This is a genomic window from Marinifilum breve (assembly GCF_003202155.1).
GTDB lineage: Bacteria > Bacteroidota > Bacteroidia > Bacteroidales > Marinifilaceae > Marinifilum > Marinifilum breve.
In genome coordinates this window covers 153,852-168,409 of sequence record NZ_QFLI01000003.1, presented here as the reverse complement: position 1 = coordinate 168,409, position 14,558 = coordinate 153,852, and the positions used below count along the sequence as shown (strand labels likewise).

At 37.8% G+C, this 14,558-nt stretch carries 16 protein-coding genes; all 16 read right to left on the bottom strand.

Going from position 1 to position 14,558, the window contains the following annotated elements:
• Nucleotides 1-126: 126 nt before the first annotated feature.
• A complete protein-coding gene (locus DF185_RS08365; protein ID WP_110360301.1) occupies nt 127-738 on the bottom strand; it encodes a hypothetical protein in 612 nt (203 codons plus the stop codon).
• Nucleotides 739-1,007: 269 nt separating this feature from the next.
• Entirely contained in the window at nt 1,008-1,568 is a 561-nt protein-coding gene (locus DF185_RS24115) for a sugar O-acetyltransferase (protein ID WP_110360299.1), read from the bottom strand.
• Nucleotides 1,569-1,573: 5 nt separating this feature from the next.
• Complete coding sequence (locus DF185_RS08350; protein ID WP_110360298.1) at nt 1,574-2,005, bottom strand: hypothetical protein; 432 nt, start codon at nt 2,003-2,005, stop codon at nt 1,574-1,576.
• Nucleotides 2,006-2,065: 60 nt separating this feature from the next.
• Complete coding sequence (locus DF185_RS08345; RefSeq protein WP_110360297.1) at nt 2,066-2,581, bottom strand: hypothetical protein; 516 nt, start codon at nt 2,579-2,581, stop codon at nt 2,066-2,068.
• A gap of 401 nt (nt 2,582-2,982) precedes the next feature.
• Nucleotides 2,983-3,375 (bottom strand): SMI1/KNR4 family protein, encoded by a 393-nt coding sequence (locus DF185_RS08335; RefSeq protein WP_110360295.1) that lies wholly within the window; start codon nt 3,373-3,375, stop codon nt 2,983-2,985.
• Between the two features lie 102 nt (nt 3,376-3,477).
• Nucleotides 3,478-3,783: a hypothetical protein gene (locus DF185_RS08330; protein ID WP_110360294.1), complete on the bottom strand. Its 306-nt coding sequence runs from the start codon at nt 3,781-3,783 to the stop codon at nt 3,478-3,480.
• Between the two features lie 476 nt (nt 3,784-4,259).
• Nucleotides 4,260-4,694: a hypothetical protein gene (locus DF185_RS08325; RefSeq protein WP_110360293.1), complete on the bottom strand. Its 435-nt coding sequence runs from the start codon at nt 4,692-4,694 to the stop codon at nt 4,260-4,262.
• A 587-nt stretch (nt 4,695-5,281) separates the two neighbouring features.
• Nucleotides 5,282-5,770 carry a hypothetical protein gene (locus tag DF185_RS08320; RefSeq protein WP_110360292.1) on the bottom strand — a complete coding sequence of 163 codons (489 nt, stop codon included), beginning with the start codon at nt 5,768-5,770 and terminating at the stop codon, nt 5,282-5,284.
• A gap of 310 nt (nt 5,771-6,080) precedes the next feature.
• On the bottom strand, nt 6,081-7,283 hold the full coding sequence (locus tag DF185_RS08315) for a multidrug effflux MFS transporter (protein ID WP_110360291.1): 1,203 nt from the start codon (nt 7,281-7,283) through the stop codon (nt 6,081-6,083).
• Between the two features lie 155 nt (nt 7,284-7,438).
• A complete protein-coding gene (locus tag DF185_RS08310; protein ID WP_110360290.1) occupies nt 7,439-7,711 on the bottom strand; it encodes a hypothetical protein in 273 nt (90 codons plus the stop codon).
• 145 nt (nt 7,712-7,856) lie between these two features.
• On the bottom strand, nt 7,857-8,153 hold the full coding sequence (locus DF185_RS08305) for a transporter suffix domain-containing protein (RefSeq protein ID WP_110360289.1): 297 nt from the start codon (nt 8,151-8,153) through the stop codon (nt 7,857-7,859).
• A 706-nt stretch (nt 8,154-8,859) separates the two neighbouring features.
• Complete coding sequence (gene pcaF / locus DF185_RS08300) at nt 8,860-10,065, bottom strand: 3-oxoadipyl-CoA thiolase (RefSeq protein WP_110360288.1); 1,206 nt, start codon at nt 10,063-10,065, stop codon at nt 8,860-8,862.
• A gap of 137 nt (nt 10,066-10,202) precedes the next feature.
• A complete protein-coding gene (locus DF185_RS08295) occupies nt 10,203-11,549 on the bottom strand; it encodes an aspartate aminotransferase family protein (RefSeq protein WP_110360287.1) in 1,347 nt (448 codons plus the stop codon).
• An 8-nt stretch (nt 11,550-11,557) separates the two neighbouring features.
• Nucleotides 11,558-12,211 (bottom strand): 3-oxoacid CoA-transferase subunit B, encoded by a 654-nt coding sequence (locus DF185_RS08290; protein WP_110360286.1) that lies wholly within the window; start codon nt 12,209-12,211, stop codon nt 11,558-11,560.
• On the bottom strand, nt 12,205-12,918 hold the full coding sequence (locus DF185_RS08285) for a 3-oxoacid CoA-transferase subunit A (protein ID WP_110360285.1): 714 nt from the start codon (nt 12,916-12,918) through the stop codon (nt 12,205-12,207). Before DF185_RS08285 ends, DF185_RS08290 begins: the two co-directional genes overlap by 7 nt.
• 31 nt (nt 12,919-12,949) lie before the next feature.
• The gene (locus DF185_RS08280) at nt 12,950-14,482 is read right to left on the bottom strand and encodes a hypothetical protein (RefSeq protein WP_207784607.1); all 1,533 of its coding nucleotides are present in this window, start codon (nt 14,480-14,482) and stop codon (nt 12,950-12,952) included.
• Nucleotides 14,483-14,558: the final 76 nt, after the last annotated feature.

The following is a 14,558-nucleotide window of genomic DNA, read 5'->3' as shown; positions in this document are numbered from 1 at the left end:
ATTCGATTTGAATGCCAAAAAATAGCAGCAAATCCTAAGATAACTTAAAAAATAGAATGATGGCAATAAAATATGGGAGAGGTTTTAAAAAAAAAGGAACGCGATTCTATCGCGTTCCAGTTACAACTACATTTTGTGCAGGATATCTTTTTTTCTTTGCATACTGTGTAGCAATTTGCTTCCATGCTCAAGGAAGTAATCAACATCTGATTCTTCAAATAACCATTTATTGATTTCTACACCTACAACCATTTTTCCTTTTAACTCTTTTACAAACTGAAGGTAATCGTTCTCAATGATCACTTTTAGCGGATTCATTTTCTCAGTTATCTTTAAAAAATGCTTAACGGCTTTTTCATTTACAACACGCATAGGAATATCGCTTGATTTAGATGAGATGGTAACATTCTCATCGATGTAATGATTTCCTGTTTTGCGTTTGTTCGATGTTAGAAACTTATCCAACCAGTCTTTCTTTGTCATTTTAAGCTCAAGAGGATCTGGTATATCAATAAGACCATACAAACCTGTATATGTACAATTCATATAAGCTTTGGTTCCAAAAGAATCGTAAGCGCAAAAGAACAAATTGTCCTTTTTAAATATCACAAACTTGGTATTCAAAACCGGATCAGAAGGAAAGAAATGAAACCGTCTGTCATTCGTGTGGGTATCGTAATCCAACCCATGCTTTTTAGGATAGTCTACTAATATATCAAATGCACTTCGTTCTTCCATGGCTTATTGTTTTTTGATGTTTTTGTTCAACTGATAAATGTGTATTTATACCCTCATTTAGGGATGTAATGTACACGTATCTGCTTGTGAATGTACAAAACAATAGTCCTTTTGCAAAGAATTTTAAGTTAGATTGGGGAGAGGTAATAAGAAATTCGATAAGTGCGCCTATTGTACGCCAAACTCTCGTTTTCACCAGTTTTTTATTGAACCCAAATTACAGTCTTTTTGCATTCGAAAAGCACGAGCTAGTTGGGATGTTTTCTATTCTACTGCTCTAGTTCCCGAATAATCTTACATGGATTTCCAGCTGCAAATACATCCGATGGAATATCCTTTGTAACAACACTACCCGAACCAATTACGGTTCTATCTCCAATTGTAACCCCAGGACAAATAATAGCAGCTCCTCCAATCCATAAATCATTTCCAATAGTGATTGCTTTACCTAGTTCCAGACCAGATGCTCGCTCTTTATAATTCATTGGATGAGTGGCCGTGTATATTTGAACATTAGGACCCATTTTTGTTCGATCTCCAATTTTTACATGAGCTACATCCAATACAACACAGTTAAAGTTGAAAAACACATTGTCTCCAATTATCATGTTGATTCCGTAATCGCAATAAAAAGGTGGCTCCAGCCATAAATTATCTCCCGATGTAGGAATTAACTCTTTAATAATACCAAGTCGTTTACTTTCTTCATCTTCTCTCGAATCGTTTAATTCTTTGATTAAAAGCCTTGCCTTTAAACGTTCTTTCGAAAGTTCATCATCTGAGGCATTGTACAACTCCCCGGAAAGCATCTTTTCTTTTTCTGATTTCATAAATTTTATTCAATACTGAATTCCTTGTGAATCTTCATCTTATCTTTTTCACTATAATGTGTTCTAAGATAATGATAAAGAGTTTCAACATTTTTATCGTAGGTATCTACAAGCTTAAGCTTTTTATTTTTAAAAACTAAATTCAATTTCCTTACACGAACTCGGTAAGTATTTAGGGTATCATGCCAATATTCTATGTCGTTTAGATCATAAGTTCTCTTAGTAAATAGCTTAGAAACTACTATAATGTTTTTATTCAGTTTTATTGTAACATAGCTGTTTAGGATAAAGAAAATGTAGTATACACAGAATAAATTACCAGATATAAGAAGGACTTTCCCAATGGTACTTTCCAAACTATCCCAAAGGAAAATTGTAAGACCAAGACTGGCTATGAATAGGAATATACTATAAAGAGTGAATAAGAATATTTTCATAGGTTTAATTTGTATTAATCATTCATTGAGTTGGTGGTAAATTGCAATTCCATTACACCACTAATCCGCATGCTCCTTGAATTTTCGATATTTTCCTTCAATTTGTAGGCTTGATTGCGGGGTATTGCTACTATCCATTTTTATTGTGAATAGATATTTGTGATACGACCAATAATCACTTTTAAACTGTTTGTAGGTATTGATTCTTTGGCCCAAATACGAAACGATAAAGTAATTGTGTCCTCTTTCATTAATCTTGCTTGTAAGTTGTTCTCCATTGTAGAAAGCAATTTTTGATGGCGGAAAGGAATTTTGCCACTCAATTTTAATGCTGTCCCTTTGAATCGAAGAATCGCTAACAACATGTATTTCGTTGGTATTCCATTTTGCTTTCCAATTCCTCTGGTGGGATTTGAAATTAGATAAGAAAACCGCAAGGGCCAATATGAGAGCAAAGAGTAAAACCAAGGGAGGGAGAAATACCCACGCTTTTATTTTTCCTTCACGGTAGCCAGGTCTGAAAAATGGCTTGTCATTCAGTACCTTTTCAATTATTTTTCTATACCAGTTAAACATTTAAATTTGTGTGTATTGTTTCTGAAATTCAGTTTTGTTTGTCATGTAGGTGAACTAATATGGATTGTAGAATTCCGATAAGCCAATACATAGGGAAGCGAAGAGTGGTATAAAGTAAATTAAAGCCATCAATCATTTCATACTCAGATTTAGCTCTGATTAGTTCAATTTTCATTGAAAAATAAGGGAATGCTACTCCAAATAAAACTCCTATAATTAGGCATCCAATTTTTCCATTAATTCTCTTTTTCCAAAATAGTATATTAAATACAATGAGGAGACCTAGGATGATGATATCAAAATAACCTATTAACATTATAAATTTAATTTTGCCTTCTCTTCTTTTAAAGATCAACCGTTAAGTTCGATTTTTATTGATTCCCGTAGCAGCTAGATAGGGTTTATTCTTCTATGTCATTAATATTTTCTGCAATAATTTCAGTCTTTCTTGTTTCGTGATTCCAGAAGTATATTGTCTCTTTTAAATTACCATCTCCGCTGTGCATTAAAATGATTTGATTCCCATATCCGTCAGAGCCAATCGCAATTCCATTTTTAGGAAATCCGGACCATTGCCTGGCATTTCTTGTTTCTAAACCAATGTGGTTGCAAGTTCGACTAATTCTTTTTTTATCAGATTTATCGAAGAAAGGGTGCAACTCTATTTCCATTACTTCTGTTTCCAATTCCCCTCCGTTGCTTTTTTGCATTCTTGATTTGAATTCATCAGGGAATTTTACATTTAAATCTTTCTCAGTTTCTTCTATATATTTTAATTCAATTGCAAATGGCATATTATTCTATTTTTAATTAATTCTTAGCTATCACATAAGTCCTCATGTGTGGTTTAACCTTAGTATTGGAACACGATTGAATCACGCACCAGTAGTTGTATATTAATTATGCATTTGTATCAGTCTTTCTTCATAGTGTTTAAAAACAACTCCACTAATAGGATTTATATGAAGAATTTCTTCATCAGTAAAAGAACTTGCTTCATGTAATGTATTGAATACAATCCAATAATATTCTTTTGATTTTGTGTCAAATTCAAGTCGTTTTGTTATTGGCTTAATTGATTCTTTTAGTTTTTGATTGTTGATCACACTATCAATTTGACTTTCAGTTAACCAATTAGAAGGTGCATTTTTCAAAAGGAACTTTGGAATATGGTCAAGATAAATATCACGAATTAAGTTCAAATTTGAGTCAAGCTCTACATAAACATTCTTTCTGACGTAAGGGTATTGAAAATTAGGATGATTTAAGACAAAATTTATGTTTTTTCCATTAAGGAACTTTCCTTTTGTTTTCTTCCCTTTACCTATTTCTTTCCATCTTGATTTTCCAGATTTAGTCTGATATTCATAGTATGAGTTTGAACCAAGTTCAAAATATTCAAATAGAGTATCGCCAACAGCTTCTTTTAAATGTTGTTCTGCTTTTTCAATTACTGTCGAAGTCTGGTAAGATTAAGAAAACGAAAAACTACAAATAAAAATCAGAATTATTATTGTAAATGCTTGTTTCATCTTTAATTGTGGTAACGGTTTTGCTAAAATTTAAGGGCGATTTTAAACCACCGCCTTATCAAAGCCGTTGCAGTTTAAAATTTTGTTTATTATCAAGTTGAGCGTCACCGCCCTTAAATTTTAACTTTTGTTGTGGTGACGTTTTATTATTTCCCTTCATAAATAATCTGATTGAATATTGAATTGGTTCTTTCATCTGGTCTTAATGTCAATGTAGTATTCCCACTTTTAAAAATATATTCAAAATCCACTCCAGTCAAACATGAGTTTGACATTTTCTTGCCAGGGTTATTAGTCTTAAATGCTTCTTTAATAAATAATTTTAATAATTTTTTCTTTCCTTCCATTCGAATGAATGTCTGATAATCTGTTCCTGGTTCAATTATCAACAAGGTCTCATGTTTTCCTTCCTTCAAATGAAATTTTCGTTCACCATATCCCACAATTCCACCATATATATTCTGCTGAATAAACAAATTTTCACACGTTAAGATTTTTTGAAGCTTTTCTTCTTCTGTCAATTCACAACTTGTCAAGAATGAAAAACTTAATAGAATTAAAAGTATTTTAATTGCTTTCATTTCAAATGTTTTTGAATAATGAGCGAAATGCACCACAATTTGTAAATAAACACAATTGCGTTTATTTCGATTATATCTTAATTAGAATGTGTGTTTATATCCCATATAGGTATGTAATGTACAACTAGTTTTGTTTCCGCTCGTCAATTTACAAAACAATAAACCCTTTACAAAGATTTTTATATTGTTATTTATACCAGATGAGGAAGTTGGATGAATACCAATGGCGAATGTATTAGCTTCTGCAATAGGTTGGGGTAGTGCCTGGAGTAGGTCCATCAACCTGCTTTAGGTGGTTGGGTAAGTGTCTGGAGTAGGTCTATCAACCTGCTTTAGGTGGTTGGGTAAGTGTGTCGAGTAGGTCCACCAACCTACTTTAGGTGGTTGGGTAGGTGTATCGAGTAGGTCCACCAACCTACTTTACCTGGTTAGGTAAGTGTCTCGAGTAGGTCTACCAACCTACTTTACCTGGTTGGGTAACCAGGTAGATACTGTTAATCAATGTTTCTATAGGGTAATAAAAATGGGTGGTTTACTTATAATAGACTGTTAATAAGAAATGAGGCCAACACAAAGCCCCATTTTCTTTATTCTTCAGTTTCCGTATCGGAACTGCTGCCGTTCTTCTTACCTGGGAAGTACTGCTTTAGTTCATCGTATACCGGAATGGCAAATTCCTCTTGTTCGTTAGCCAAATAGCGTGCCGAACGGTAAAATGCCATTGCATCCTGATAGTTGTCGTAATCCAAAAGAATTTTGGTGTCTTCCAACTTTCTTTTGATTCCATCAAGACGCAAAAGAGTATCCTCAATAAATTTTCTGGCGTCATAATCGCGCTGAAATTCTTCCTTCTCTACAAAGGCTGGAATCAATTGCGGATTCTGTTCCATTAGAGTTTTACACTTGTCAACCAACAATTTATTGGTTTCATGTATAGATCCATACTGTTGTCTATCTTCAGCATTAAGGTTAGGTGCATTCTTAGCAGCAAAATCTTCAATTGCACTAAGATTGGTTTCCAAAGCTGTTTGTTCTTCGGTAGTGTATACTACCTGAATAACATCATTTGTTTTCATGCTATTTCAATTTAATTGTTTCTAAAGATTGATGTAGGAGCGTCAATCTTTACTATTAAAATCAATAATTTTCGAATACATGAGCTAGTGGGAGGTACTCATTGTGTTGGTACTCGATTTGCACGTTGGACACTTAAAGTTAAATAAATAATTGATGTTTAATAATCAATAATTGGATTTAGATGTAGTCTAAATAATGAACCAATATTGAATATTAGTGCATTATGGGAGGTGTTGTGCGTAAATAGGGGAGTTGAGACGAAAAGTCACTAAAGTTGCTATTGTAGCGGTAGTGTATTTTATGTTGTAATCAACTTTCCCTTCTCCCCAAAAACTTATAGTACTGAATCAATAGCAAGGAAATGCCACTACAAACGGCATATCCTGCAAAAACAGGTAGGGCCGTTGCATCAATAAATCGGCCAATAAAGGTGGCAATGGGTACTGCCATTACCGTTCCGATAAAACCAAACAGGGCGGCTCCAATACCGGCAATGTGTCCCATGGGTTGCATGGCCAGTGCGTTGATGTTTCCGAAAATAAAACCAACACAAAATAGCATGCCTACAAGGAACAACATGAGAATGCTAATATCAGGATTGGCTTTGCCTGAAAACAAAAGTACATAGCTTAAAGAGATGCAAAAAAGGAGTGTGGTAAAACTTTGGGCCAGCTTTAGCATGCCAAATCGAATTACAAAACTGCCGTTTAAAAAGGTGGATAGACCAATTACAACGGCGATGCCTGAGAAGATAAATGGAAACTCTTCAACCAATCCGTATTGCTCCTGGAATATCTGCTGGCTAGAGCTCAAATACACCATAAAGGCCGATAGAATTAGGCCAGACATAAAGGTGAAAATTAAGGATTGCTTGTGCTTGGTAAACTCTTTAATTCCATTGGAGAAAAGCGATAGAGTGAGCTTCCTTCGGTTTTCAAGCTTTAGGGTTTCTTGCTGGCGTTGCCACAACCACAAAATTACAAACAGGCCAAATAGCAACTGGCTCGAAAAGATGGATTCCCATCCAAAGCTGTCGAGCATGATCTTGCCAAATGATGGTGCTACAATAGGTGCCAGAATAAAGATTACGGTAACAAAGGACATGATTTTGGCCATATAATCTCCCACAAATCGATCGCGCACCATGGCGGTGGCAACGGTTCGGGGCGCCGATAGTCCAATCCCCTGAATGAAACGGCCTACAATCATCATTTCTACGCTAGTAGAATAGATGCAAAGCATGCTGGATAATGCAAACAAGGAAAAGCCAATGTAAATGGTGTTTTTTCGACCAATGCTATCCGACAAAGGACCCGAAATCAATTGTCCGAAACCCATTCCCAAAAATATCATCGTAATCAGCAACTGGTTGTTCTTCGGATCGCTTATGCCAATGGTTTTGGCAATTTCGGGCAAGCCGGGAAGCAAGGCGTCTATCGATAGGGATGCCAGCGACATCAAAGAGGCCATGATGATGATAAATTCGGTATCTGATTTTCTTTTGATTTGCATACTATGGTTTTAACTCATTTGCTTGGGGGATTGTTTCAATTCGCAAAATATCTTGTAATCAGAAGTCTGTTTTATTGAAACAAGCGTGCAAAGCTACTTATTATTTTGATGCTGAAACATGTTTTGCGAAAGTGGGTAGCGAATGATTTGTCTTTCTATGAAAGAAATAACACAACAAGTACCACTACCAGTATGGGCCAAATCAGCAAAAGAACAGATATGCTTCTTTCGTTTTCGTATAGTTTTTTGCTTAAAATCAGGTTGGCGATTAAATATAAAGGATAGGCATTAATGGCAAAGAACAAAAGTGATGCATTGCCATTGGGATCATCAAATAAAAATGCGCTCACGTAAAAAACAAGCGGCCATGCTAATATTGGCAATAGGCTTACTACTTGTAAAATTCGATAGGCAAGTGTCTTTTTCATTCTTGTGGTTAATTGTTTTAATGTGAATAGGTGTTGCAACAGATATTTTCGGCTGAAACACGATTAAAAAATTGGGTCACGAAGATAGAAATTTATGCCATACAATCAGCCTTGCTCTACGCAAGTGTATGTGGAAGGGAATAGACTACTTGTTGATTGGCTCATCCTCTGTTTTTTTCTTGAACCAATTTTTAGGGTTGAAGTAGGATTTGTATTTCTTAAAGAGTTCTTTGCCCACCAATATTCCACCAGACCAAAACAGCACCTCACCTATAATTAGCGATACGGTTGAAAGGGTAATCTTGGTTTTGGCTTCCAATTCCATAAAGGGAAATACAGGTATAATCAGAAAGAATGGGATGCAGAGAATCATCAGAAAGATTCCTAATTTGATTTGCCAGTTTTTCTTTTTCATGTTGTTTGTATTGCTTTGTTTGCTCATAATTTTAAATTAAGGGACGTAGTCCTGTTATATTCGTAGGGATGTAACAATTCATGTAATATTAGGGACGTAGTCCTGAAATCTAAAATAGCATTATTTAATCGTGTATTAGTAAAAAAAAGATCTCCAAGACAATCGTATTTAAAAATATTGGTTCTATAAGGAAGATAGTGGGTTGCTAAATCAATTATTAATTGAAAACATTATCCTATGATCCTTTAACTTTACTTTGCTCAAGCCGCATGGCTCTTACTTTTTGCATCGATCAAAAAGTAAGCAAAAAATCTAGGGCGTGTAAGCACAACCTCCTTCTACTTGAAAATATTAAGTTCGGCGGGGTGATCTTCGAACAAGTTCTCAGCTTCCCCGTCTCTCTAAATATTTTCTGCGGATAAGAAGCTTGTCCTTCCAATGCCCACCAACTCCACTCGAACAAAGTAGAAATGATTTTTTAATTTATACGCTAGGTAATTTTATAAACTACCCACTATAAATCATACAGAGCCAAAATGTTTCACACTGATGTTCGCAAATCTTTCGCTGATTCTCGCAGAATTTCAAAGAATAATATTTTTTTCTGCGTGAATCTGCGGATTCTAGTCAGCGATTATCTGCGAGAAAAGTAATAGTATGTTTAAATCCAATTACCCTAACAAACGCCACTTTTATTGCATTTAATTAAAGATACTTTTTAAAGTGATAAGTCTTAAACTTTCTCCAATACCAAAGCAATTCCTTGCCCAACGCCAATGCACATGGTGCAAAGGGCATACTTGGCATCGGAGTGAATCATTTGGTAATAGGCCGAAGTGGTGATACGGGCTCCGCTCATTCCCAGGGGATGACCCAAAGCAATGGCACCTCCCAAAGGGTTGATGCGTGGGTCATCATCTGCCAAACCCAGTTCGCGTGTGCAGCCAAGCGATTGGGCAGCAAAAGCCTCATTGAGTTCTATAATATCCATATCATCCAGTTGTAATCCTGTAAGCTGTAGGATTTTTTTGGTAGCTGTTACCGGACCCATGCCCATAATTCGTGGGAGAACACCAGCGGTAGCCATGCCTAATATTTTCACTTTAGGAGTGAGATTGTATTTACTTACTGCTTGCTCGGAAGCCAATAGCATGGCAGCTGCTCCATCGTTTACTCCCGAAGCATTTCCTGCAGTTATGCATCCATTGATACCAGAAATGGATTTCAGACTAGCCAATTTTTCCAAAGAGGAAAGCCTAGGATGTTCGTCGGCAGAGAAGAGGATGGGATCTGCTTTTCTTTGTGGGATTTCAACAGGTATTATCTCGTGGGCCAAACTTCCATTTTCTTGAGCATCGCGTGCTTTTTCCTGGCTCCAGCGTGCAAACTTATCCTGGTCTTCACGAGAGATGGAAAAATCGTCTGCAATATTTTGTGCGGTTTGAATCATTCCTTCGGTACCGTATAACTGGTCTAGCTTTTGATTCACAAATCGCCAGCCAATGGTGGTGTCTTCCAATTTGTGAGTACGACCAAATGCGTTTTCTGCTTTTCCCATTACAAATGGCGCTCTCGACATGCTTTCCACTCCTCCGGCAATCATCAAATTTGCTTCCCCGGCTTTTATGGCCCTGGCAGCACTTCCAATGGCATCCATTCCCGACCCACACAGGCGGTTGATGGTGGCAGCAGGAACCGTTTCAGGAAAACCAGCCAAAAGGGTAGCCATACGGGCTACATTTCGATTGTCTTCTCCCGCTTGGTTAGCGCAACCCATTAATACATCATCAATGGCAGCCCAATCCATTTCCAGATTTCTATCCATTAAGGCCTTTAAAGGAATGGCAGCTAAATCATCGGTTCGAATAGAGGCTAGTGAGCCTGCATATTTTCCTACAGGAGTTCTTATGGCATCGCAGATATATACAGTTGTTGTCATATGGTTTCTTTTAGAGCTTAGTGTATGTGAGTTCGATCTATACTTAAATTAGTGTTTGTTATAGAATTAGCTTTATCATCAAGATTTCCGAAGTACCAGTGAAATGTAGTTTTCATTTTATACTTATCACTTCATACTTATTTGGCAAACTGAAGAATCGCAGCTTTGTATTTTTTTAATCCATTGTACATGGATTGAGTTAGACGATCTACTTCTGCCTGTTTGATGGTGGTAGCAAACATACAGGCGAAGGTGTTGATCAGAATCAGGTTTTCGTGAATGAAAAGATAGTCGAGAAGGTCAACAATCACTTTTCTTTCTTCAGGAGACTGATAGGTTTCGCGATAATTACGCGGCTGTTTGTACCTAAAATGGAAACGGAACATCGATCCTGCTCCTGTGATTGATACAGGAACATGGGCCAACTGAATGGCTTCTCGAATTTGATGTTTGGCAATTTCTGCCATTTTATTGATATCGTCCACTGCTTGTCGGTCGTACAATTGCATGGCTGTTTTTCCTGCAATCATGGTAACCGGATTGGCCGAAAAGGTACCAGAATGAGGTTGCTTAATTATCTTTTGCGTGGGGTCGAATACCGACATGATTTCAGCGTCTCCGGCAATAGCACCAACAGGAAATCCTCCACCTATAATTTTACCAAGGGCAGTCATATCAGGCTTTACAGGATACAAATGTTGAGCTCCGCTATAAGTCACTCGATAGGTTACTACCTCGTCGAATACCAAAAGCACCTTATTTTTTCGGGTCCAATTGTATATAGCTACTAAAAACTCCTCTTCAATTGGGTACATTCCCACTCGATGAGAGACCGGATCAATCAAAACACAAGCCAGTTCATCTTTGTTTGCTTCCAATAAATTCAGGGTACGTTTAATGTCATTGTAAGGGAATACAACCACATCTTGTTTTACACTTTCGGGCGTGCCATAGGTTACCGGAACCGAATTGGGTTGATTGATATCTCCCCAATTGTGAGGTTCTGCAATCTGGCTAATTTCTGCAAAATCATAAGTTCCATGATAAGCTCCTTCAGCCTTGGCAATTTTGGGGTTTCCGGTATAGGCCCTGGCTGCTTTAATCATCGACATTACTGCCTCGGTGCCGGAGTTTACAAACCTAATTTTCTCGAACTCCTTATTTCTTTCTACCAACAACTCACCAAACTCAACCTCCACCTCACTTCCTAGAGTGTAGGCAGTTCCGTTTTGCATTTGCTCGGTAACGGCATCCACAATAACAGGGTGGGAGTGCCCATGAATCAAAGAGGCCATATTGTTGGCAAAATCTATTCGGGTATTGCCATCGATATCGGTTACATAACTGCCTTTTGCCTGTGCAACATAGAAAGGATGAGGACGGCGGAAAATGGTATTTCTACTTACGCCACCGGTAATCACTTTCTTCGCCCTGTTGTATAGCTTCAGGCTGGATTCGTAATTAATGTTATCAGCTTTTCCCATGATTAAGATTATTGAAATAGTTTGGCTTCGGTATGTTCCTGTAAGTATTCAAAATCAACATTGGGCCCTAGTTTTCTCACAAAAAGCCCTTCTTCTTTCACATCGATGATGGCCAGGTTGGTATAAATGGTATCCACAACCCCTTTTCCAGTTAATGGGTAGCTACATTGATTCAGGATTTTGGGCTTGCCATCTTTGGTGTTGTGCCTGGTAATCACCAGAATCTTTTTTACACCTGCTACCAGATCCATTGCTCCTCCTACGGCTGGTATAGCATTGGCTGCACCTGTCGACCAATTGGCCAAATCTCCATTTTTAGAGATTTGCATGGCGCCCAAAACACAAACATCAATATGTCCGCCTCTAATCATTGTAAAACTATCTGCATGATGAAAGAAACAAGCTCCAGGGATGGTGGTCACAGGTTTTTTGCCTGCGTTTATCAACTCAGGATCTTCTTGTCCGGACATTGGAACAGCGCCCATTCCTAGCAGGCCATTCTCTGTCTGATAGATCAGTTCCCGACCTTCAGGTACAAAGTCGGCTACCATTTCGGGCATGCCAATTCCGAGATTCACATAGGAACCATCGGGAATGTCCATGGCTACATTTTGTGCCATTTCAGTCTTGCTCCAGCCGATATTTACTTGCTTTTCTACCATGGGTATGTAAATTTTTGTGCCACCAAATCCGATTCATTGGCAGGATGGGAAACTTCGATGATATGATTTACAAAAATTCCTGGTGTGACCACGATTTCAGGATCTATTGCACCAGCTTCTACTATCTTTCTGACCTGAACAATACTTGTTTTGGCAGCGGTACACATGATGGGTCCGAAATTACGGGCAGTGGCATGATAGGTTAAATTGCCATAACGATCGGCCAGTTCGCATTTTACCAGAGAGAAATCGGCTTTAATGCCTTTTTCCATTACATATTCTATTCCTTCAAACAGTCTGCACTCTTTGCCTTCCGCCAAAGGAGTGTTTACCGAAGCAGGCGTGTAGAATGCAGGAATGCCAGCCCCGCCAGCTCTGATCCTTTCAGCTAAAGTTCCCTGTGGTACGAGTTCCAATTCTATTTCTCCGGCAGTGTACAATTCAGGAAATACTGTGGAGTTGGTAGTCCTTGGAAATGAACAGATCATCTTTTTCACTCTTCTTTGTTCGATTAAGGCTGCCAGACCTACATTTCCACTTCCGGTATTGTTGCTCACCACGGTCAAATCTTTTGCACCCTGATCAATTAAGGCGTGAATTAATTCAATGGGACTGCCTGCTTCACCAAAGCCACTAATCATTACGGTGGCTCCATCGTGAATGTCTTTTACGGCTTCGGCTAATGATTGTACTGTTTTGTTAATCATAGAACAGAAATACTTTTGTTTAAATAATCTTTTATTTACTTTCTAATTGTTTTTCTATGGCTTCTAATTCATCTGTATAGAAATATTTATCACCTTCAAATGGTTTTAGTTTTTCGATGGTGTTTTGTTCATCGTCATATTCTGCCAAATACACCCTGTCCATCCATTCCATATTCCTAGATTCATTGAATTTAAGAGCAAAGGCTGTTTTTCCATTCACCTCTACTGTCCCTAGCATGGAGGCTTTCCCTGCTGATGAGGTCATTGAGATATACCTTGAAGGTCGACCAACCGATGGAAGACTTCTATAGATCTGGCTAAATACCTTATTGATATCGGCTAATGGTGCAGTGAAGTAATGGTGTTCTCCTGTTGGACGAGCATAATACATCGAGTGGAAGCCTATGCCCAGCATCATGAGCACATGTCCCAGATCTATCCAGTTTTGAGCAGATTTATCGATGTCGATTCCTCCATTAGCATCTGGGAACAAGCTGATGTGTTTCATGATTGGGCTCTGACTTTTAACTGTGATCCCTGTGGCTCTTAAGCGTCGAACAGCCGCAATGGTGGTCAGGTTCATCAATTCTTTTGGGCCTGAGAAATGTCCCATCCAAATCACTTGAATTCCATGGTCGATTAACTCTTTGTAGAGTGCTAATGTGTTATCAAAGCTTTGCTTGATGATTATTTGAGGATCGAAGGTCAAACTTCTGGAAGCCATGCGGATGTTTCTAATGTGCGACAATTCAGGATCGGTGGTAAATGGCAATAAATACTCCTTCAAACGGGAATAAGGCATTAAGCCACCATCGCCACCAGTTAGTAAAATGTCAGTAACCTCTTTGTGTTCTCGCAGATAGTTATGAACCTGATCGATATCTTCCTGTATGAACATGTCTTCGTCGCCTCTTACCTGTGCGTGACGGAAACAATAGTTGCAGAATGCAAAACAGCTTTGTGTGCTTTTATCAAATACAAGAAAGCATTGTGGGTATTTGTGCTGACTACCATCCAGAATTTCAAAATCGCCATGCTCATTTTCGAAACATGCCTTGTTTAGCAATTGTTTGCCATCGTGAGGGTTGGTATCGTGAATGTAATCCTCGCAAATTTGTTGCTTTTCCTCTTCCGATTTGGCATTTCTATATTTTTCCAGCAGTTCAGCTTTCATCATTCCGGGCTGAGGAAATACCAATTGGAATACAGAATCATTGTTGTAGTCTTTCCAATTGATGGTATTTAAAATATGCTTGGTGGCCATAAATCGATACACATTAATGAACAGCTCTCGTTCTTCAATATAGCCGATATCAATGCCATTGGCGTTTAGAACAGAGATGATTTCTCTAAAACCATCAATACCTGTGTAACGATTTTTACTGGAGGTAAACATTGGTGCACTTTCCTCTTTTAAGATAGAGTATTGTGGAAAGCAATGATGTAATTTGTTGATGAGACTTGCAGGCAATAGCTTTTCTTTCTCGATGATTTGAACTGCATTTTCACCAATTCCGTGATGAGCAAATGGTTTGGTAAAATCAATTTTTTCTGAATGTAACATGTAATACCATTTTAATTAATTAAGGTATTATGCCAATCGATTTCCCAGTAGTTATCGGGATTAAATACAAATCAGT

What these genes read in the sequence shown, in the direction of transcription:
- DF185_RS08350 (WP_110360298.1), bottom strand. Translation starts at nt 2,005, where the DNA reads ATGAAAATATTCTTATTCACTCTTTATAGTATATTCCTATTCATAGCC.
- DF185_RS08365 (WP_110360301.1), bottom strand. Translation starts at nt 738, where the DNA reads ATGGAAGAACGAAGTGCATTTGATATATTAGTAGACTATCCTAAAAAG.
- DF185_RS08325 (WP_110360293.1), bottom strand. Translation starts at nt 4,694, where the DNA reads ATGAAAGCAATTAAAATACTTTTAATTCTATTAAGTTTTTCATTCTTG.
- DF185_RS08310 (WP_110360290.1), bottom strand. Translation starts at nt 7,711, where the DNA reads ATGAAAAAGACACTTGCCTATCGAATTTTACAAGTAGTAAGCCTATTG.
- DF185_RS08335 (WP_110360295.1), bottom strand. Translation starts at nt 3,375, where the DNA reads ATGCCATTTGCAATTGAATTAAAATATATAGAAGAAACTGAGAAAGAT.
- DF185_RS08295 (WP_110360287.1), bottom strand. Translation starts at nt 11,549, where the DNA reads ATGGGAAAAGCTGATAACATTAATTACGAATCCAGCCTGAAGCTATAC.
- DF185_RS08280 (WP_207784607.1), bottom strand. Translation starts at nt 14,482, where the DNA reads ATGTTACATTCAGAAAAAATTGATTTTACCAAACCATTTGCTCATCAC.
- DF185_RS08345 (WP_110360297.1), bottom strand. Translation starts at nt 2,581, where the DNA reads ATGTTTAACTGGTATAGAAAAATAATTGAAAAGGTACTGAATGACAAG.
- pcaF (WP_110360288.1), bottom strand. Translation starts at nt 10,065, where the DNA reads ATGACAACAACTGTATATATCTGCGATGCCATAAGAACTCCTGTAGGA.
- DF185_RS08290 (WP_110360286.1), bottom strand. Translation starts at nt 12,211, where the DNA reads ATGGTAGAAAAGCAAGTAAATATCGGCTGGAGCAAGACTGAAATGGCA.
- DF185_RS08320 (WP_110360292.1), bottom strand. Translation starts at nt 5,770, where the DNA reads ATGAAAACAAATGATGTTATTCAGGTAGTATACACTACCGAAGAACAA.
- DF185_RS08305 (WP_110360289.1), bottom strand. Translation starts at nt 8,153, where the DNA reads ATGAGCAAACAAAGCAATACAAACAACATGAAAAAGAAAAACTGGCAA.
- DF185_RS24115 (WP_110360299.1), bottom strand. Translation starts at nt 1,568, where the DNA reads ATGAAATCAGAAAAAGAAAAGATGCTTTCCGGGGAGTTGTACAATGCC.
- DF185_RS08285 (WP_110360285.1), bottom strand. Translation starts at nt 12,918, where the DNA reads ATGATTAACAAAACAGTACAATCATTAGCCGAAGCCGTAAAAGACATT.
- DF185_RS08315 (WP_110360291.1), bottom strand. Translation starts at nt 7,283, where the DNA reads ATGCAAATCAAAAGAAAATCAGATACCGAATTTATCATCATCATGGCC.